This window comes from Dysgonomonas sp. (assembly GCF_035323175.1).
In the GTDB taxonomy this organism is placed as follows: domain Bacteria; phylum Bacteroidota; class Bacteroidia; order Bacteroidales; family Dysgonomonadaceae; genus Dysgonomonas.
Genome location: NZ_DAOKYH010000025.1, coordinates 1 through 19,967, shown reverse-complemented (window position 1 = coordinate 19,967; position 19,967 = coordinate 1). Strand labels below are relative to the sequence as shown.

18 protein-coding genes are annotated in these 19,967 nt (G+C 36.6%); 10 read left to right on the top strand and 8 right to left on the bottom strand.

The window, feature by feature from the left end:
• Positions 1 to 48: 48 nt before the first annotated feature.
• Entirely contained in the window at positions 49 to 624 is a 576-nt protein-coding gene (locus PKC55_RS16820; RefSeq protein WP_185091201.1) for a superoxide dismutase, read from the bottom strand.
• A gap of 324 nt (positions 625 to 948) precedes the next feature.
• Between PKC55_RS16820 and PKC55_RS16815 the strand changes: the two genes are divergently transcribed.
• Together PKC55_RS16815 and PKC55_RS16810 are read left to right on the top strand one after the other, a co-directional pair.
• On the top strand, positions 949 to 1,827 hold the full coding sequence (locus PKC55_RS16815; RefSeq protein ID WP_291125664.1) for a LuxR C-terminal-related transcriptional regulator: 879 nt from the start codon (positions 949 to 951) through the stop codon (positions 1,825 to 1,827).
• Positions 1,828 to 1,835: 8 nt separating this feature from the next.
• On the top strand, positions 1,836 to 2,321 hold the full coding sequence (locus tag PKC55_RS16810) for a hypothetical protein (protein WP_291125666.1): 486 nt from the start codon (positions 1,836 to 1,838) through the stop codon (positions 2,319 to 2,321).
• A gap of 76 nt (positions 2,322 to 2,397) precedes the next feature.
• Here the strand turns inward: PKC55_RS16810 and PKC55_RS16805 are convergent, their stop codons facing one another.
• The 4 genes from PKC55_RS16805 to PKC55_RS16790 form a co-directional block, all read right to left on the bottom strand.
• Positions 2,398 to 3,945, bottom strand: coding sequence for a peptide MFS transporter (locus PKC55_RS16805; protein ID WP_291125667.1), 1,548 nt, complete (start codon positions 3,943 to 3,945; stop codon positions 2,398 to 2,400).
• A 145-nt stretch (positions 3,946 to 4,090) separates the two neighbouring features.
• Positions 4,091 to 4,954 carry a formyltetrahydrofolate deformylase gene (gene purU / locus PKC55_RS16800; RefSeq protein WP_135105258.1) on the bottom strand — a complete coding sequence of 288 codons (864 nt, stop codon included), beginning with the start codon at positions 4,952 to 4,954 and terminating at the stop codon, positions 4,091 to 4,093.
• A 9-nt stretch (positions 4,955 to 4,963) separates the two neighbouring features.
• Positions 4,964 to 6,817, bottom strand: a complete 1,854-nt coding sequence (locus PKC55_RS16795; protein WP_324373591.1) for a DNA topoisomerase IV subunit B — start codon at positions 6,815 to 6,817, stop codon at positions 4,964 to 4,966.
• Between the two features lie 159 nt (positions 6,818 to 6,976).
• Positions 6,977 to 7,510 carry a hypothetical protein gene (locus PKC55_RS16790; RefSeq protein ID WP_291125672.1) on the bottom strand — a complete coding sequence of 178 codons (534 nt, stop codon included), beginning with the start codon at positions 7,508 to 7,510 and terminating at the stop codon, positions 6,977 to 6,979.
• 218 nt (positions 7,511 to 7,728) lie between these two features.
• On the opposite strand from PKC55_RS16790, the gene PKC55_RS16785 reads away from it, so the two are divergent.
• A complete protein-coding gene (locus tag PKC55_RS16785; protein ID WP_291125674.1) occupies positions 7,729 to 8,517 on the top strand; it encodes a cysteine hydrolase family protein in 789 nt (262 codons plus the stop codon).
• A 15-nt stretch (positions 8,518 to 8,532) separates the two neighbouring features.
• Here PKC55_RS16785 and PKC55_RS16780 read toward each other — a convergent pair whose 3' ends face one another.
• Together PKC55_RS16780 and PKC55_RS16775 are read right to left on the bottom strand one after the other, a co-directional pair.
• Positions 8,533 to 9,153, bottom strand: a complete 621-nt coding sequence (locus PKC55_RS16780; RefSeq protein WP_291125677.1) for an EcsC family protein — start codon at positions 9,151 to 9,153, stop codon at positions 8,533 to 8,535.
• Positions 9,154 to 9,244: 91 nt separating this feature from the next.
• On the bottom strand, positions 9,245 to 9,754 hold the full coding sequence (locus PKC55_RS16775; RefSeq protein ID WP_291125679.1) for a peroxiredoxin family protein: 510 nt from the start codon (positions 9,752 to 9,754) through the stop codon (positions 9,245 to 9,247).
• 407 nt (positions 9,755 to 10,161) lie between these two features.
• Here PKC55_RS16775 and PKC55_RS16770 point away from each other — a divergent pair, with 407 nt between their 5' ends.
• From PKC55_RS16770 to PKC55_RS16760, 3 genes are all read left to right on the top strand, one after another.
• Entirely contained in the window at positions 10,162 to 11,475 is a 1,314-nt protein-coding gene (locus PKC55_RS16770) for an aspartate kinase (RefSeq protein WP_283687102.1), read from the top strand.
• Positions 11,476 to 11,490: 15 nt separating this feature from the next.
• Positions 11,491 to 12,648, top strand: coding sequence for a diaminopimelate decarboxylase (lysA, locus tag PKC55_RS16765; protein WP_135105264.1), 1,158 nt, complete (start codon positions 11,491 to 11,493; stop codon positions 12,646 to 12,648).
• A gap of 91 nt (positions 12,649 to 12,739) precedes the next feature.
• Positions 12,740 to 13,891, top strand: a complete 1,152-nt coding sequence (locus tag PKC55_RS16760; protein ID WP_291125682.1) for a glycosyltransferase family 2 protein — start codon at positions 12,740 to 12,742, stop codon at positions 13,889 to 13,891.
• Between the two features lie 13 nt (positions 13,892 to 13,904).
• Here the strand turns inward: PKC55_RS16760 and PKC55_RS16755 are convergent, their stop codons facing one another.
• Positions 13,905 to 14,600: an archaeosortase/exosortase family protein gene (locus tag PKC55_RS16755; RefSeq protein WP_252638049.1), complete on the bottom strand. Its 696-nt coding sequence runs from the start codon at positions 14,598 to 14,600 to the stop codon at positions 13,905 to 13,907.
• 376 nt (positions 14,601 to 14,976) lie between these two features.
• Here PKC55_RS16755 and bamG point away from each other — a divergent pair, with 376 nt between their 5' ends.
• The 4 genes from bamG to nth all read left to right on the top strand — a co-directional run bounded on the left by bamG (position 14,977) and on the right by nth (position 19,939).
• On the top strand, positions 14,977 to 16,296 hold the full coding sequence (gene bamG, locus PKC55_RS16750) for a beta-barrel assembly machine protein BamG (protein ID WP_252638048.1): 1,320 nt from the start codon (positions 14,977 to 14,979) through the stop codon (positions 16,294 to 16,296).
• Between the two features lie 56 nt (positions 16,297 to 16,352).
• Positions 16,353 to 16,979, top strand: a complete 627-nt coding sequence (lptC, locus tag PKC55_RS16745) for an LPS export ABC transporter periplasmic protein LptC (protein ID WP_228093850.1) — start codon at positions 16,353 to 16,355, stop codon at positions 16,977 to 16,979.
• Between the two features lie 106 nt (positions 16,980 to 17,085).
• Positions 17,086 to 19,212 carry a peptidylprolyl isomerase gene (locus PKC55_RS16740; RefSeq protein WP_135105269.1) on the top strand — a complete coding sequence of 709 codons (2,127 nt, stop codon included), beginning with the start codon at positions 17,086 to 17,088 and terminating at the stop codon, positions 19,210 to 19,212.
• A gap of 76 nt (positions 19,213 to 19,288) precedes the next feature.
• Complete coding sequence (nth, locus tag PKC55_RS16735) at positions 19,289 to 19,939, top strand: endonuclease III (RefSeq protein ID WP_324373590.1); 651 nt, start codon at positions 19,289 to 19,291, stop codon at positions 19,937 to 19,939.
• Positions 19,940 to 19,967: the final 28 nt, after the last annotated feature.

Below are 19,967 nucleotides of genomic sequence, written 5' to 3'. Positions count from 1 at the left end.
CCTTAACAATAAGGAGCTTTTCTATAATATCTAAAAGTTGTTTTCTTCTTAATAGCGAGCTTCTACTGCATTCCAGTCGATAATCTTCCAAAGCTCAGCAAGATGGTCTGCGCGACGGTTTTGATAGTCTAGATAATATGCATGTTCCCACACGTCAAAGCCCAATAGTGGAGTTAATCCTTTTGTAATCGGATTTCCTGCATTAGGTTCTTTTGTTATTTGTAGCTTTCCTGCATTATCTTTTGCAAGCCATACCCATCCTGAACCAAATACTCCTGTACCGGCTGTTACAAATTCTTTCTTGAAGTTTTCGAAAGATCCCCATTCAGCATTGATCGCTTCGGCAAGTTTACCTTTAGGTTCGCCGCCACCGTTAGGACTGAATGAAAGGAAATATATGTTGTGGTTCAATGTCTGGCCGGCATTGTTAAAGATAGCTCCATCGCTTTCTTTTACGATTGTTTCTAGATCTGCATTTTCAAACTTAGTACCTTGAATCAGATTGTTCAGATTTGTAATATAAGTCTGAAGGTGTTTACCATAATGTAATTCAATTGTTTGTTGACCAATTACAGGTTCTAGAGCATTTGTTGCATACGGCAACTTTGGTAATTCAAATTTCATAGTTCTTGTTTTTTGATTGTTATTATTTATATTTTGTGCGTTTACAGAGCTGATTATCAGTCCTGAGAGCATTATACACGTGAATAAAATCTTTTTCATATATAGTGTTCTTTATCGTTGTATATAATATGTAAACAATTGTCCTCCGTATTTGTTTATTACAGAACTCTAGATTTGCTATCGATTGTTTTTAACAGATTATTGTTAAAATCTATAAGCATTGAGTAATAATAGGTTTAATATAAAATTACTGATATAAAATAGAAATATGTTTTCAGAATTAATCTGTACTTTTGCTTACAGAAAAAATGAAAACCTAAAGTTATGCTTTTTTTAGAATCATCATCCATTTTATCGGAAGTAATAGAAGATAATCATCAGCTGATACCTGTTGTCAATCGCTTTGGAATCAAGCTTGGACTTGGTGATAAAAGTATAGGCGAGATATGCGATTCGGTTGGAGTAAATACAGAATTTTTTCTTGTAATACTGAATACTTTTCTTAACGAAGATTATTTTCCTCAAAAGAAGCTTCAGAAGTTCGATATTCAGCTTGTCATTAAGTACTTGAAGCAGACAGATGCATATCTGATTCATGGGCAGTTATACAACTTTGAGAAGCATCTGAAAGCTTTCATCGGTATGAGCGACCCCAACAATGCTCAAATGAAACTCATCAGCAGACTGTTCTCTGAATTTAAAGAGGAATTAATGGTTCAGATAGAGCAGGGAATGGTAAATGGAGATGCTCCCCTTGCCTTGTTGACCGATCTCAAGAGCATTATAATAAAGCATATATCGGGTAATTTTAATGAAAATATGTGCTATGCTGTTATATTTACAATAGACAGCTTTCAGAAAGATCTGGAGAAGCATAATCGCATAAGAGAAAAGGTGCTGAAACCAATGATTGACGAATTGTCCGAATCGGGAATTGAAGATCTGCAAGAACTTTTTGTTAGCGGACGCATTGCGCGTGATAACAAAAGACAGCCTCTATCTGAACGAGAATTGGATGTCCTTCGTCTTATTGCATTAGGCTTTTTAAATAAAGAGGTGGCAGATAAGCTGAATATAAGCTTGAACACAGTGCTTTCGCACAGAAAAAATATAACAGCTAAGCTGGGAATAAAAACAGTTTCGGGACTTATCTTTTATTGTATAACACATGGCTATATTTCAGCCGATGAAATTGAATTATAGAGAATCGTATGGAAAAGAAAAACAGGTATTTATCGTTTGAGCTTATTTTTGCTCTGCTTTTCATTATAGCTTTCTTTCTTCCTTGGTTTGATAAGTGGGGCCATAAGATTGTAGGGTGGGATGTGCCCGATTTACAAAAAAAGATAACGAAGGCTACCAACTTTATTAAGTTCTTTTCCAAGAATAAAGAGTGGGTATATAGTGCTCATGTGGTGTATTTAGTGCCTTTGTTTAGTGTAATTACAATTGGTTTTTGGATTATGCTAAGACAAAAAACGGCAAGAGTCCTTTTACTAATAACAAGCATATTTGCTTTTATTGTTTCTCTGAACTTGTTCTATAAATTGCCGGGAGCGGGGAGTGGCGTATATTTGTTGTGTGCCACTTCTATCTTGTCGATAATTTATCTGGTTGTTGTTTTCCGAAGCAAGAAACAGAATAAGACAGACTTGATTGAGACTACTCCTGAGATTGATGGAAAAGAAATAGAATAAAACTGTTACGATATAAACAATAACCCCGATCATAGCTAATATGATCGGGGTTATTGTTTATATATAATTGTAATTCTTACTTTGTTATACGTTCAAGCCATTTCAGTATAAATAGCATCGTAAACATTGATATAGAACAAGCGGCAACAAATACAACCCATGTAGCCCAGATAGGTATGTTTTCGTATAATATTGCACCAATAAATAACAATTGGTTGCCTAAAGCTGTAGCTCCTAACCAACAACCTTGCATGATACCTTGATATTGAGGAGGTGCTACTTTAGATACAAATGAAATGCCTAAGGGACTGATGAATAATTCAGCAATCGTTAATATTAAATAAGTCCCTATCAAAAGGAATGGAGTTACCCGTCCCGAGTCTGCCAGGCCGCCCATTGCCTTTACTACTGAGTTTGCAGGTAGATCTAATGATCCAATAGTCATTACAACATAAGCTAAAGCAGCAATACCCATACCTATCGCAATCTTTTTGGGTGCAGAAGGTTCTTTTCCTCTAGCTCTTAGCCATCCAAATATAGCTAATACAACAGGTGTAAGGAATACTACAAACAATGGGTTAAATGATTGGAACAATTCAGCACCTTCTAATGTAACCAAGCCAAAGAGGTTTAGGTTCATCTTACTCAGATCGGTATAATCATTTGCAAAATATGTAAGCGTAAGACCATTTTGATGGAATGAGAACCAAAAGAATATAACAACAGCAAATACTGCGAATAAGGCATATAAACGTTGTTTAACTTCGTTAGAGTCCATTTCTTTTTCTACAGGGGCATCAGCTGATGTGCTTGCGGCTTTTACTTTTAATGCCGGATCTGGGAATCGTTTTTTGTTGATTGAATATATCGTAAACGAAATTAACATCGCTACAATAGCAATACCAAATGCATAATGGAATCCTGTGTTGAATACGTTTAGGTATTCGTTAGCAAATGTAGTTAGATCGGTCGGTGCTCCGTTTAAGCTAACCTGAGGAGCCAATGTGCTTAATCGGGTTGCAGCTTCGCCGGAAAGTGATCCTTCTAAATGTTGGTGGCAAAGAGCCGGTAGGTCTGAGTTGTATGAAAAGCCATTGATTTTTAACCACCAATTTCTTATGCCTACAGCAATTAGCGGAGCAAAGATAGCACCGACATTGATAAACATATAAAATAGAGAAAAACCGGAATCCCGCATTTTCCCATATTGAGGGTTGTCATACATTTGTCCTACCAATGCTTGTAAGTTTCCTTTGAACAAACCATTTCCGAAGGCTATCACAAACAGCCCGAAACAAGTAAGGATAATGAATGGCCAAAAACTAGATACAGGTGTTGGGGTAGGAATTGCAATGATCATATAACCGATTGCCATTAATACTATACCTACCTGAATCGTACTTTTATACTTTTTTGTTTTATCGGCTATAAGCCCTCCAATAAGTGCAAAAGCATAGATACAGAAATAAAATACAGAATAAATTATCCCTGCATGTGTTTTGTCTAATCCGAACTTCGACATCAGGAACAGAGTTAATATAGCCATCATAATATAGAAGCCGAAACGTTCTCCCATATTTGATAATGATGCTGCTAATAAACCTTTAGGATGATTTTTAAACATACGATCGTATTTAAGATTAATATTATTATATTTTTTTAGATTTTGAGTGGACTAAGCTTAAAGCAGTACAAATATAACCAAACATAGTTTAAAATCTTCTAGCCATAGTATATTAAATAACATAAAACGCCAGAATATTTGTACTTTATGAAAATAAGATAGTCTTATTTTTATATACCAATATGCGTCTTTTCAGGTGACTTTCTATGGCATGAGAGAGTACAATTTTCTCTAAGTCCTGACCTTTTCGCACCAGATTCTCAACGCTGTCACGGTGAGTGATACGTGTAATATCTTGTTCTATAATCGGTCCCGCATCAAGCTCGGTTGTTACATAATGGCTTGTAGCCCCTATTATTTTTACTCCTCGTTCGTAAGCCGCATGATATGGTCTTGCACCTACAAATGCGGGTAAAAAGGAATGATGTATATTGATTATTTTATTCGGATATGACTCAATAAACTTATCGGTCAGTATCTGCATATAGCGAGCTAAAACAATAAAGTCGATCTTCTTTTCTTCTAAGAGAACTAGTTGTTTTGCTTCTATTTCGTCCTTATTGTCTTTGTTGAGCTTTAGTACATGATATTCAATTCCAAAGCGTTCTGCTACCCATCGTAGGTCTTCGTGATTGCTGATGATGAGAGGTATCTCTACTTTCCATTCTCCGGCTGTGTAGCGAGCCAGTATATCAAAAAGGCAATGCGACATTTTGGAAACAAAAACGGCCATACGCGGTGTATGGTCGTTAAAGTATAACCTGAATGTCATGTTATACTTGTTCGCATATAGGGTTTGGAAGTAATCACTTATTTTCTCCTTCGGAATAATGAAGTTTGAGAGATCCCATTCTATACGCATAAAGAACGTATTTTCCTGTTTATCTACATGCTGCTCCAGATTGATGATATTTCCACCGTTTATATTGATAAAGTCGGTAACTGCGGCTACCAGTCCCGGACGATCGGGCGATGAAATAAGGATAATTGCGTGTGCGTTGTTATTCATATAATGATGTTAATCTTCTTCGATTACAAGATTGTCGATAATAAACTCTTGTCTTTCAGGTGTATTCTTGCCCATATAGAAGTTGAGCATGTTGCTTACCGAGTCTTCTTTTTTCATCGATACACGGTCGAGGCGAATATCTTTTCCTATGAAATGAACGAATTCATCGGGAGATATTTCCCCCAATCCTTTAAATCGTGTTATCTCCGGATTCGAACCCAGTTTTTTGATTGCATTCAGTCGCTCCTCTTCTGTATAGCAATAGATTGTTTCTTTCTTGTTACGTACACGGAAGAGAGGTGTTTGAAGAATATATACATGGTTTTTCTTTATCAGATCAGGAAAGAACTGTAAGAAAAATGTGAGTAACAACAAGCGTATATGCATCCCGTCGGTGTCGGCATCGGTTGCTATAATTATTTTGTTGTAGCGTAATCCATCCAATCCGTCTTCTATATTCAAAGCAGCCTGTAGAAGGTTGAACTCTTCATTTTCGTAGACGATCTTCTTTGTTAGCCCAAAACTGTTTAGTGGTTTACCTCGCAGGCTGAATACAGCTTGCAGATTAGGATTGCGGCTTTTTGTTATAGATCCACTCGCAGAGTCTCCCTCGGTGATGAATATGCTTGTTTCTTCCAGATTGTCTCCTTTGGCATCACTGTAATGTATACGGCAGTCACGTAACTTCTTATTGTGCAGGTTTGCTTTTTTTGCACGTTCGCGAGCCAGTTTTGTTACGCCGGCAATAGCTTTACGCTCTTTTTCGGATTCCAGGATTTTTTTCAATAAAGCTTCTGAAGTATCCGAATGCTTGTGTAAATAGTTATCCAGTTCTTTCTTTAAGAAATCACCGATAAATTTCTGAACAGAAGGACCTCCGGGTCCCATATCTTTAGATCCGAGCTTAGTCTTTGTTTGTGACTCAAAAACCGGTTCTTCTACTTTTACACTTATTGCCGCAACTATTCCGCTACGGATATCGGCATAATCGAAATTCTTGTTATAGAATTCTTTTATCACACGAGAAAGCGATTCGCGAAAAGCCGACTGGTGTGTTCCCCCTTGTGTTGTATGCTGTCCATTCACAAATGAGTAATATTCTTCTCCATACTGATCTGTATGTGTGATCACGACCTCTATATCTGCCTCCTTCATGTGGATGATAGGGTATAAAGGCTCGGAAGTCATATACTCATTAAGCAAATCTACAAGACCATTTTTGGAGTGGAATTTCTTTCCGTTATATGTTATTGTTAACCCTGTATTGAGGAATACATAGTTTTTAAGAAGGCTTTCTACATAGTCGTCCCTAAAGGCGTATCCTGTGAAAATTGTAGGATCCGGAATAAATTCGATAAGAGTACCATTCTCATCATTTGTAGGGTGTATTGCTTCTTCCTTTTCTACAATAGCTCTACAGTATTCAACAGAAGTTGTTTGACCATCACGATAACTTTGGATAAGGAAAAAAGAAGACAATGCATTTACGGCCTTTATACCAACACCATTCAATCCGACAGACTTCTTAAAAGCTTTGGAATCGTATTTAGCACCGGTATTCATTCTCGAAGAAACGTCTTTTACTTTTCCCAATGGCACACCACGTCCGTGGTCGCGTACTTTGACAACACCGTCGGTGATAGAAACATCGATGTTTTTGCCAAATCCCATCATATATTCGTCAATGGAGTTGTCCAGCACCTCTTTGAGAAGTACATATATACCATCATCGGCAGATGAACCGTCGCCTAACTTTCCTATATACATACCTGGACGACGACGGATATGTTCCTGCCAGTCGAGGGTTTTTATATCATCGTCAGAATAATTTATTTCGGGTAGTACTATCTTTTCTTCTTCCATATAATCTTTTGGTACTCTTTAAGTAAATGCGGTGTAAAAATATAAAAAAAAATTGGGAACAAAAAGTCTTAAATTTCCCCATTTCATCTTATTTTTTATTTAATAAGTATTTAGTCTGTGTATTATTTGTAAAGCTGCATATTTTATTATTTTAGATTATCATTCACTCTCTTCAACATGTTTTTTGTTATATGCCATTAGTGAATTGATATAATCACTATTGAAAGAAATGATACGAACATTGGCTTTGCGAAAAGCGTAATATAAAGCCCTGTCCCATTCTCCTTTAGGCGTAAGCGGTGTAAGGAATATGGATTTCTTGGTCGAGTCTAATATTTTACCTATCCAGCATTGGTTCTCATCCCTGTTGTCTATCTGAAAAACAATATGTTTGTCTTCAAGCCATTTGAAAAGAGAGTCTATCGATAAGTGAGGTATATCTATGTATGGTACAATGTCGGTTTTATCAGAAGCTTTCAGTACCTTTTCGGTAAACATCTCTTTTTCGGTTCTGTGTATAGATGTTATATACTTTTTATTAATGAGCATATAACCATCCACTATATAATCAGAAAAAATACTGCTGATCAGTACCCAATCTTCTCCTTCAACCAGGAGAATGCCCGATTCTAATCGTTTTCTGTCTTTTATCTTAAATGAATAGAAAACACCTTTGTTTATATGTATTTGCATAAGAGCCATTTTATTGCTTGAAGATACGGCATTTTTATCATTTCTGATTATATTTATCTAAATTAGATAAAGGTTGTTACTCCCTTCATTAGTGTGGTAAAATAGATAAGTAATTACCCAAAGTGACACGGTAGAAACTGTGTAATATGTGTTACTTTTGTTACCTTTTGTCGTATCTTTGTAAGAGCTAATATAATATTGAACAAATACAGGAGATTATGAAAAAAGTAGCTATACTGGGTGTTGATATCCAAAATGATTTTACCTTACCAACAGGAGAACTGTTTGTGAAAGGTGCGGATGCCGACGTGAAACGTATGGCTGATTTTATATTAAAGAATCAGGAGCAAATCTCTTATATAGCACTTACATTGGATTCTCATCAGCCGATTCATATTGCACATCAATGTTATTGGAAAGGAGAGCTAGGCAATCGTCCGGCTCTGTTCTCTTTGATAACCGCTTCTGATGTTAGAAAAGGAGTTTGGATTCCTCAATTTAATAAAGAAAAGGCGCTTCCTTATCTTGAGCAACTGGAGGCCAAAGGAGGTGTTTGCACCATATGGCCTATGCATTGTATATTGGGTACAGAGGGATGGGCAATCAATAAGGTATTGACAGACAGCCTGACCCAGTGGGCTATTGATAATGCACATTCGTATGAGTTGTTCTATAAAGGATATTCACAATCAACAGAACATTATAGTATTTTTAGAGCGGCAGTAGAGTGGGAGAATGAGGTGGGAACACACTTGAATAGAACCCTGTTATCGGTACTGAATGCTTTCGATGAAGTGTTGTTGATGGGTGAAGCGGCAGACTATTGTGTTGCAAGCTCTTTGGATGATATTCTCGATGAAAGCGATGAGTTGGCAAAGAAAGTTACTGTTCTCACAGATTGCATGTCTTGGATAAATCCGGGTAATGAGAATGCCAAGGCTATTTTTGATAAAGCAAAAAAGCAAGGGGTAAGATTTGTATTATCAACGGAATATGTTTTTGACTGATGCTTTAGTTTGGTTTTAGTCTTTTTCTGAAGTTTGTTTGTCAATAAAAATCTTTTTGGCCACTTTGCCTACTACTCTTGTTGTTATAGCATCGTATGAACCGCCGACTAGGCCTCCCAATACCGGCACGGCTTTACCTAAGGAGGTAACACTCTTTTCCCCTGTTTTGCTTGCTATGCTGGTACTCACTTTTTCTGCTATTTTGGCTGCGAGCCTTTCTCCCGCTTTTACACTCACATCTTTCAGTAATTCTTTGGCTCCGTTGCCTACCATACATATATAAATTAGCGACTTTACCCTGTCTTCGCGAATATCGTGTCCTCCCATGTATGCTATGGCTGCAATCATTCGTATCTGAACATAAATTACGCTGGCTATATTAGCCGGCACCGTCAGCGGCATTATCATAACTCCTCCCAGCCCTGTCACAAAACCGCTTGTTGCTGCTTTGGCTACTTGCCATTTAATCAGGGAGTCTACCTGGGCTTCGAGTGACCCTTGTTGTGCGAGGTAGCTATTGCCCAAATCGTACGCAGAGTCTACTCCGGTAAATCCGCTTACGGCTTTAGAGTATGCCCAGTCTAGTGTTTTTGCTATTATGCCTTTGTTGACTTGTGTATTTTGTCGCTTTGCCATTCTTGTTGTGATTTACGCTGCAAGATAAAAATAAAAAGAATAAAGCGTCTCATTTTCTGGAAATGAAACGCTTTATAATAAATGAAATCAATTAATTCTTTTTCAATAACTGATCTAAATCGTTGGGCGAAAGATTCATTGCCATAATTACTCCGTTTTCATCGATTAAGTAATTCTTAAATCCTTTCCTCAATTGGTAATGATCGTATAAGCTTGAATAAGCATCGTTTTTTGCTATAAACTGATACTTCGCATCTATGCGATCCATAGTCAGCGTTCTTTCAAATACAGATTCATTCTTGTCGAAAGATACTGACACCATTCTCACAGGATACTTTTTGTTCTCTATTACATTTGCAAAAAGTACATTGTCCTTGTGTGAAGAGGCGTCATAAGCAGCCCAGAAATTTACCAATATTTTTTGACCTTTCAGATCAGACAGGTTCATTTTTGTCCCTGATTTGTTTTCTAAATTCTTGATATCAGGGAACAGGTTTCCCGGATAAATACCTTCCGAAGAAAGCCCAGAAGTTCTTGTTGTATTCGATGATAAGCCGATTAAAGCAATACCTACAAACAAGAAATACTTCGCATACTTCATAAAATAATTATTTGGTTACCACTAAAGCCTTATCCCAATGCCTCACAGAAATAGAATATGGCTCTCCCAATTTTTGGGATACAAAACAAATAATACTACGCTTAGCATATCCTTGTTTTGATTTTCGGCTGCAAAGGTAAAGTCTTTTTGTTAAATACAGAAATATATTAAATGGAATTTGATGTTTTATAATGTTAATCGATTTACAATCAGATGCTTGGTTGTTGGTTTGTGTGGTGGTGTAGTTGTTTTAAGCTATCGCTTTGAATTAAAATAGACTATTGTGTATTTTTTTGATAAAAATAGAGCTTGATTGTAAATATATGTGTAAATCTGAAATGAAGGCTCAAAAATTTTTGTACTTTTGCATCTTGGTTACGGCTAATATTTATAAATAAGGTACTAATATGAAAGTTCAAAAATTTGGAAGTGCATCTATAGCTACTGTTGACAAAATAAAAGAAGTGGCTGATATTGTAGTGAAGGATAATGGCAATATTGTTGTGTTATCTTCTATGCGTGGCACGGCCGAAGCTTTGACTGAGATATCCGATTACCTATATAAAAAGAACCAAGAAGGAGCAATAGAAATAATAAATGGGCTCGAAAAGCAATATGTAGAACTGGTTGACTCTCTTTTCGAGAACGAAGAGTCTAAAAAACTGGCGCATGAGCTTTTGACTTCCAAGTTTGATTATATCCGTACATTTACCAAAGACTTGTTCACACTCTTCGAAGAGCGTGTAGTGTTAGCTCAAGGTGAATTGATAAGCTCCGAACTATTCCATCTGTATCTGTTGGATAAGAAGGTAAATGCTGTATTGATCCCTGCGCTAGAGTTTATGCGCACAGATAAAAACTCAACTCCCGATCCTGTATATATTAAAGAGAAACTATCGGCATTGCTTGAAGAGTCTAAAGGTGCTGATTTGTATATCACACAAGGCTATATTTGTAAAAATGCTTATGGCGAAATAGACGACTTGCGTAAGGGCGGAAGTGATTTCAGTGCATCATTGATCGGTGTAGCTGCAAATGCCGAAGAGATAGAAATCTGGGCAGATGTAGACACTATGCAGAACAACGACCCGCGTTATGTAAAAACAACAACGCCTATCCGCCAGCTGAATTTTGATGAGGCGGCAGAACTTGCGTACTTTGGTACTAAGATACTTCACCCATCAAGTATTCTCCCTGCTAAACTTGCTGATATTCCTGTTCGTTTAAAGAATACTCAATATCCTGATGCGGCAGGTACGCTTATATCTAACAAAACAGAGGCAAATGTGATAAAGGCGGTAGGTGCAAGAGATAATATTACTGCGATAAAGATAAAGTCGGGGAAAATGTTGCTTGCCCATGGATTTTTGCGTAAAATAGCAGAAGTTTTCGAAAATTATCAGACATCACTGGATATGTTGGCAACTTCGGAGGTAGGAGTATCATTGACAATCGATGACGACCGTAACCTTCAGGCTATTGTAGATGATCTGAAAAAATATGGAACTGTATCAGTAGATCCTGATATGGTAATTGTATCGGTAATTGGCGACCTGGAGTCGCAAGACTCAGGTATATCGGTAGATATTATGGGTGCCATGAAAGAAATTCCGGTGAGAATGTTGTCTTATGGGGGTAGCAGATATAATTTTTCGTTCCTTATATATAAAAAAGATAAAGAGAGAACACTTCAAATATTAAATGATAAATTGTTTAATTAATTTTTCTAATTTCAAATGACAAAAGGAAATTTTCCTGTTGATAAACTGAAAGGTATAGAGACACCTTTTTACTATTACGATACAGACTTGTTGAAAAGAACACTGAAAATCGTAAAAGAAGAAACTAAAAAATATGGATTTATTCAACACTATGCCATAAAAGCAAACGCTAATCGCAGGATATTGGAATTGATCGCCTCAGAAGGCTTTGGTGCCGATTGCGTAAGCGGAAATGAAGTGAAGGCAGCAATAACAGCAGGGTTTCCTGCGTCGAAGATTGTTTTTGCCGGTGTTGGGAAAACCGATAAAGAAATAAATTTGGCCTTAGACCTCAATATCTTCTGCTTTAATGTAGAGTCGATGCCTGAGCTCGTTGTTTTAAATGAGTTGGCAGCCAAGAAAGGTAAAACAGCACAAGTAGCTCTTCGTATCAATCCGAATGTAGATGCGCACACTCACGAATATATCACTACAGGTCTAAATGAAAATAAGTTTGGATTCAGTATGGCTCACCTTGATAATGCAATCGAGGTACTTAAGTCGTTGAAGAACCTTAAGCTTATTGGAATTCACTTTCATATAGGTTCACAAATCGAAGATGTGCATACATTCGATCCTTTGTGTGAGCGTATAAACGAACTACAGGACTTGTTTGAAGCTAAAGGAATGAAGCTTGAAAATATAAATGTCGGCGGTGGTTTTGGTATCGATTATGAAGATCCGGACGCAAATCCGATTTCTGATTTTCAACGCTACTTTGAGTTATTCCATAAAGGACTAAAGTTGAGAGACGGGCAAGTTGTTCACTTCGAATTGGGAAGAGCCATTGTTGCTCAGTGCGGTTCGTTGGTGACCAAAGTTACTTATGTAAAACACGGCGAAAGCAAAACTTTTGTTATCGTAGATGCCGGTATGACAGATCTTATACGTCCGGCTCTTTATCAGGCGTATCATAAGGTGGAAAATATATCTTCCGACTTACCCATACAGAAGTATGACGTTGTAGGGCCTATTTGCGAATCATCGGATGTGTTTGTAAAAGACTACGAACTGAATGAGTCTAAAAGAGGAGATTTGTTGGTGTTACGTTCTGCCGGAGCATACGGTGAAATAATGGCATCTCAATACAATTGCAGAGATATTCCTAAATCTTATTTCTCTGATAAAATTTAAATAATGTACGTTATCATATAATGTTTCAAGGGTCGTACTACGGTATGACTCTTGTATCGTTTAAAGGCCTTTCATAATACACACTATAGGAATGACTGAAATACTATCATCTTTCGAATTTAATCTGACTGAGATTGTTGGGTTCTCTGTCTTTGTTCTTTTATTTATAATACAGTTGCTTTATTACTTTCTGTATTATAGAAAGCCATATAGACGGGCTACAAAAGAGACTGAGGATATAGGTAAAGCAACTCAGCTTATGCAGAAAGTGTCGGTCATAATTGTCTCTGAGAATGAGGTAGATAGTTTGTCGGAAAATTTACCTGTTATATTAGAGCAAGAATTTTTTGATTATGAGGTGATTGTCGTCAATAATGGGTCTACCGATGAAAGTGATGTGTTGTTAAGATCATTAGAACTGCGTTATCCTAATTTATACCATACCTATCTTCCTTATTCGAATGATAAAAAGATGGATAGGCGTAAATTGGCTTTGACGATAGGTGTTAAAGCCGCAACGGGAGATATTCTGCTTTTTACCGAGCCGTATTGTAAGCCTGTATCCAAGAACTGGATTTCTTCGATGGTGAATGAATTGTCTTCTGATAAAGATGTTGTGTTGGGGTATTCGTGCTTCAAAGAGAACAAGAAGTTCTTCAATCGCTTAGCTCGATTCGATAACTTACTATTTAGTATGCAGTGTATATGTTCCGTCATGAATAAAAAACCATATATAGGCAATTATCGCAATCTTCTTTTTCGTAAGCATTTATTCTTTGATCATAAAGGATATGCTTCACTATTGAACATAGAGAGTGGGGAAGACCTCTTTATAAGCCGCATTATGGACGAGTCAAATACATCTGTTTCTCTAGTGCAAGATAGCTTTATGGAAACAGATATAGAAGGCTTATCCCTGTGGCGACAAATTAAAAGATCATTCTGTTCTATACGCCCATATCTGAATAAGCGAGTGACGGCATTGTTTTCGCTTGAAGCAATTACCCGTAGTGCTTTTTATTTACTGTTTATTGCCTTAGTGGTATATAGTATATTTTTCAGCCAGTGGGCTTTGCTCGGACTTTCTGTTTTCTTGTTCTTGCTAAGATTAACGACTCAACTGATTATCCTGAACAAATCTTCTCAATACTTTTTCTCGGGGAAATTCTATTTTTCTCTTCCGCTTCTGGATATAATTCAGCCTTTGTATAACATGCGCTTCAGAGGTAGACGATTCAAATAGTATCGTAAAGATGTTAATTTGATATTTTTGCTTTCAGTCTGGAGAAAGGCTTGTTTATCTTTTCTTCCCATATAAGCCAGAGGATAAATATAACACCATCATAATATATCCATGTGAATATATCGCGGTGGAACACATTGAACCAGTCTTTGTAGAACTGGTAATAATTTTCTCTCGTGTTACTCCATGTACGGTTATTGTACCATTCGTTTACTGATATAAACCACTCGGGAAATGGATCTTTTATAATATAGAAGATAAAAATAAGGCGAAGGATATTTACAATCAACAGAATAAGCAATGCCATGGGCAAATACCACAATTTCTTCTTTATCGGCCCAAAGTAAAATGTGAGAATAAATGTGAACATGAATAGTTGTTTCAGGCCCGTACAGCCCCAAACTATATCGATGGGTATAGAGCCTTCAAACTGAAGTACAGTTCCATTGATGAAAAAATTATGATTGCCTAAAACATCATGAATCAACCAGAAAATTGTTTCGGCAGTCCATAAGCAAAAACCTTCGGTGTATCGAGTGAGGTCTTTACCCAATACCAATAGTATTTTTTCATCATCTCCTATATGGACAAAAAGCTTCCATATGAATTCGAATATCAGGAAAAGTGCCAAGAACCAGATGATGTCCTTAAACGGTTCTAGTTTTTGATAATACTTATTGTTTATGAAGTTTTTATCTCGTATTCTCATTATTTTTCAAGTCACTCACAAAGGTATCAAAATAAGGATAATTAACCTTTTTAAGGCAAAAAAAATATGACATTTTATTTAAAAACTCGCTTAACTAAGTTTTTTTAATTTACTTTGCACAAATTTGATTAAGATCTGAAGAGACTTTGTGACTGGATTATAGAATTATGGCATATACTATATTTATGTTTTAACTTTCATAGTATATTTTCTTTCGAACCATAAAAAATCCAAGATAATTTATCCTCTATAAATAATAAAGTGTTCGTTTTTTTGTTATAGAATGGTGAATTATAGTTTGACAAGAACAGATGTAATTTTCATCGGGATATAATACCCCGATAGAGTAAAGATAAATTGTATATTATATTTTATAATGTTGAAGAGAAAAGTACTTCTTTTATTTGCCGTTTCGGCTATTATGGTATGCTCAATAGAGGCACAAACAAATTCCCCTTACAGTAGGTATGGTTATGGAGTTCTGAGAGATCAGTATGTAGGTGCGTCTAAGGCGATGGGAGGCATCGGATATGGTTTGCGTAATAGCCAAAGTGCAAACCCTCTCAATCCGGCTTCGTATTCGAGAGTAGACTCTCTTACATTTTTATTTGATATGGGAGTGTCATTTAATAAGGGTAAGCTTAGTGACGGCACAAATTCAGATTCTCATTACAGTGGAGGATTGGATTATATCACAATCTTAGTACCACTCAAAAAGGGACTAGGTATGAGCTTTGGAGTAATTCCTTTTTCTTCTGTAGGATATAAATTCGGATCAACAGAGACTGCAAGCGGTGGTACTACTGTAACTTATACAAAATCGTTCACCGGATCGGGCGGCCTAAGCCAGGTTTATGGAGGACTAGGTTACTCTACTCCATTGAAAGGATTCTCTGTAGGAGCAAATGCGTCTTTTCTTTTTGGTACGATGAACCACACAAGAAGTCTTCCTTCTGTAGGCTCTAGTGGTACAAATAGTTATACTTCTACCGATTATACCGAACTGTCTATAAAGTCCGCTAAATTTGATATTGGTGTTCAATATGAATTCCCTGTTTCGAAGAAAGATGTCTTTACAGTCGGTGCTGTATATTCTCCTAAGATAAACTCAAAAGCAGATTATACAAATTATCATTATGAACTGAATGTAGCAGGAGGTATTGCCAGCGGTGACACCATTACTCAGAATGGAATCAGTGCAGGTCTTCCTGAAACATATGGAGCCGGATTTACATGGAAACGTAACGAAAGGCTTGTTGTAGGAGCTGATATTACCTACCAGAAATGGGATGGAGTGAAATACTCTTCACTCATGGGAGATGAACTGTCCGACAGTGAACGTTTCAATAATAGATGGAGGTACAATGTAGGTGCCGAATATATGATTGATCCGTATGACAGAAGTTTCTTCAAAAAAATAAAATTCAGAGGAGGGCTTAACTATAGTAATTCTTATTTGAATGTAACCGAAGCCTCTACGAAAAAGGTAGAAGGATATAAAGAATATGGTGCAACCCTTGGATTTGGTTTCCCGATAAGGGATAATCTGGGAGGAAGGGTTTCATATATTAATTTAAACTTCGAATATAAGAAGATTAAGCCACAGATTAAAACCATGATTGCCGAAGAATATTTTGGAGTTTCTCTAAATGTGAATATTAATGAGTTCTGGTTCTTCCGTAAGAAAATTGACTAACAAAATATAACTCTATATTCAGCCTCAATAATACATTGGGGCTACTTGTTTTTAAAATGCAACAGTTAAAGACACGACAGAATCTATCGGTTGTAACAGTATTTTTATCTGTTATGGCTTTCTTTTTTATATCCTGTAAAGAAGAAGTAAAGAGTACTGTCGACCTCCATTATGATGCTGATAAGGTTCCCTCTTTGAATACGGATAGTGTAACCATGTTAATATCCGATTCGGGGCTCATACGATATAAAGTGATTGCTAAAACATGGGAAATATTCGATAGGGCAAAAGATCCTCACTGGTTTTTTCCTCATGGTTTTTATTTCGAGCAATTGGATACAGTCTTTAATGTTGTCGCTACAGTAAAATCAGATTCGGCTTGGAATTATACTAGCCGGAAAATCTGGAGATGGAAAGGGAATGTGGTAATTCGTAATAGACTTAACGAAACTTTTAAGAGCGAAGAATTATTTTGGGATCAGCGTCAGCAGAAAGTGTATTCAAAGAAATATGTAGAAGTTTTTAGACCTGATAAAATGACTTTGCACGGTATGGGTGGGTTTGAGGCAAATCAACAAATGACAGAATATCGATTCTGGAATGTGAAAGACTCGCCAATAACATACAATGAAGATCAAGAAGCGAATGCAGATGATCAAAACAATGAGGAAAAGAAAGAATAGTTATTCAATTATGAATGAAATTCAATCTCAATTTATTATCTTCGTGCGCAAAAAGTTATAAATTGTAAATAAAATAACTAATAATATAAAATAATAATTTATTTAAATGGCTGCTTTACAGAAAATTAGAAGCAAATCGAGTCTCTTGATCGGAGTTATCGCTCTCGGACTATTGGCATTCGTCCTCCCTTGGAGCGAAATATCTTCTTTTATAAACAAAAGTAAGGATAAAGCATTCACTGTAGACGGTGAAGTTGTTACAACTAAGCAGTATGCAGATAGGATTGCGCAGTGGGAACATTTTCAGAAAATAATGTCTGGACAGAACTCATTGGACGAAAATGCTACTTTGCAAATTCGCGAAATGGTTTACCAACAAATGGTGAAAGAGATTATTCTCGACAAGCAGGCTGCTCAACTTGGCTTAAATGTGACCAAAGAAGAATTGAATGATATGGTTACAGGACCTAACGTAGCTCCGATACTACATCAGATACCATTCTTCGTTAATCCTCAAACAGGTCAATTCGAAAGAGCGGCTTTAAATCAGTTCATACAAACTATCTCTCAGGATGATACTAATTTACCTGAAAATCAAAGGGCTGAAATTCAGGCAAGGAGAGAAATCTGGACATTTATCCAGAATATGATGAAATATCAACGTCTCGAAGAAAAATATTCAGCTATAGTTGCAGGTATTGTGATTCCTACAGCCACAGAAGCTAAATCGGCTTTTGATGACTCTAAGACACAAGCCAGCATCTCGTATGTTGTACAAAAATATACTTCTATCGCAGACTCTTTAGTTGCTAAGGATGTAACAGATAAGGATATTAAAGCGTTATACGATCAACGTAAAAACAACTTTAAGCTTGAATCTGAATTACGTAAGATCTCTTACTTTGTAAAAGATGTTGTTCCGAGTGATGAAGATTATGCTGCTGTAGAAAAAGAAATCAATGCTATTCATGATAAATTTGTAGCAACAGATAATCCTGGACTACTTGTTAATGAATATTCAAACAATCAGTATGTAGATGCATTTATCTCGGTAAATACTTTACCTGCAGATATGAAAGAATTTGCTCAAACAGCTACAATTGGTCAAGTAAACGGACCTGAACGCAACGAGCAATCATATATAATGTATAAGCTGGTTGACAGAACTTCTGCTGCCGACTCTGTAAAACTACAGATGATTCCATTACCTCAGGGCTTGGATCAGGCTACTGCAACTCATATTTCAGATAGTTTGCTAAATGTAATTAAAGGAGGTAAAGACTTTTCTGCTCTAGCAAATGAGTTGATGCCGGGATCAAATGGCGGTAATATTGGCTGGGCTACAGAAATGGCTTTGGCTAGTGCCGGTGGAGATTTGATCAAAAAATGCTTCGGAGCAGCTAAAGGCGATGTTTTCAATGTGTCAATAAATGGTCAGACACAAATCGTACGTGTTGAAGATAAAACCAATCCTGTTGCAAAAGTTAAGATTGCACTTATACAAATGCCGGTGATTGTTAGTGATAAGACTCAAAACTCGGTAGATAACGAGTTGAACCAATTTGTTGCTGAAAACGGAAATGTTCAGAATTTCGATAATGCTGCATTAACTAAAGGATATAATATTATATCAAATGCAGTTGTTTCTCCGTCTGATATGTTATTGGGGCAGGTTGCAGGTTCTCGTCAAGTTATATCTTGGGCTTTCAATAATAAAGTTGGGTCTGTGAAGAAATTTGATAATCTTACCAACAAGAGAATAATTGCTGTAGTTAAGAATGAAATAAGCGGTGATTATATGCCGGTATCAGAAGTTTCAGCAATGTTGAAAGCTGAATTAATTAATGATAAAAAGGCAGAAAAAATAATTGCTGATCTGAAAGCTAAAAACTTGACTTCACTAGATGGATATGCTCAGGCTATAGCAGGAAGAGTTGATACTGTAAACTTTGTTACTTTCCAAACGAATAATATCTCGGGTGTTGGTTACGAGCCGTTGTTGAACGTATATGCAAAACATGGACAAGTAAACAAACTGGAAGCTCCTAAGAAAGGTAAATCGGGAGTGTACGTTATAGATGTAACAAGCAAGACTGAAAATACAGCGACATTCGACCCGGCACAGTCAAAACAAATGATACGTCAAAGCAACATGTATCAATTGATGTCTCAGGCAATGTTGGTTCTGAAAGAAAAAATGAATGTAAAAGACAACAGGGTTGCATTCTGGTAATTATTAAAACTTAAATTATAAAAAATCCCTTATAGTTATAACTATAGGGGATTTTGTGTTTTTATCTAATTATTATATGACAAAGAAAGAACGATACGAACGTGTGATAGACTGGTTTGATAAAAATATGCCGGTTGTGGATACCGAACTCCACTATGATAGTCCATTCCATCTTTTGATTGCGGTTATTCTATCTGCTCAATGCACCGACAAGAGGGTTAATATGGTTACTCCTGCACTTTTTGAAGCATTCCCAACCCCCGAGATTTTAGCTGTATCTTCTCCGGATGATGTTTATGAATATATCAAAAGCATTTCGTATCCCAATAACAAGGCGAAGAATCTTGTTGGGATGGCAAAGAAGGTTATGGCTGATTTTAATGGCCAAGTTCCCGATACTTTGGAGGAGTTGGAGTCAATACCCGGGGTTGGGCGCAAAACTGCCAATGTGATGCTTATAGTCGCTTTTAATAAGCCGGCTATGCCTGTTGATACGCATGTGTTCAGAGTGTCTAATAGGATAGGATTAACAGATAACTCAAAAAATCCGGCTCAAACAGAACGTGAATTGATAAAATATATCCCTTCTCGATATTTATCGAAAGCACATCATTGGCTGATATTACATGGCAGATATGTATGCTTGGCTCGCAAGCCAAAATGTGAAGAATGTGGATTGACGCCATTTTGCAAATACTTCTCGAAAAAACAATCATCAATTAAGTAGTTTTGTTTAAGGTGATTGTATATTTCGG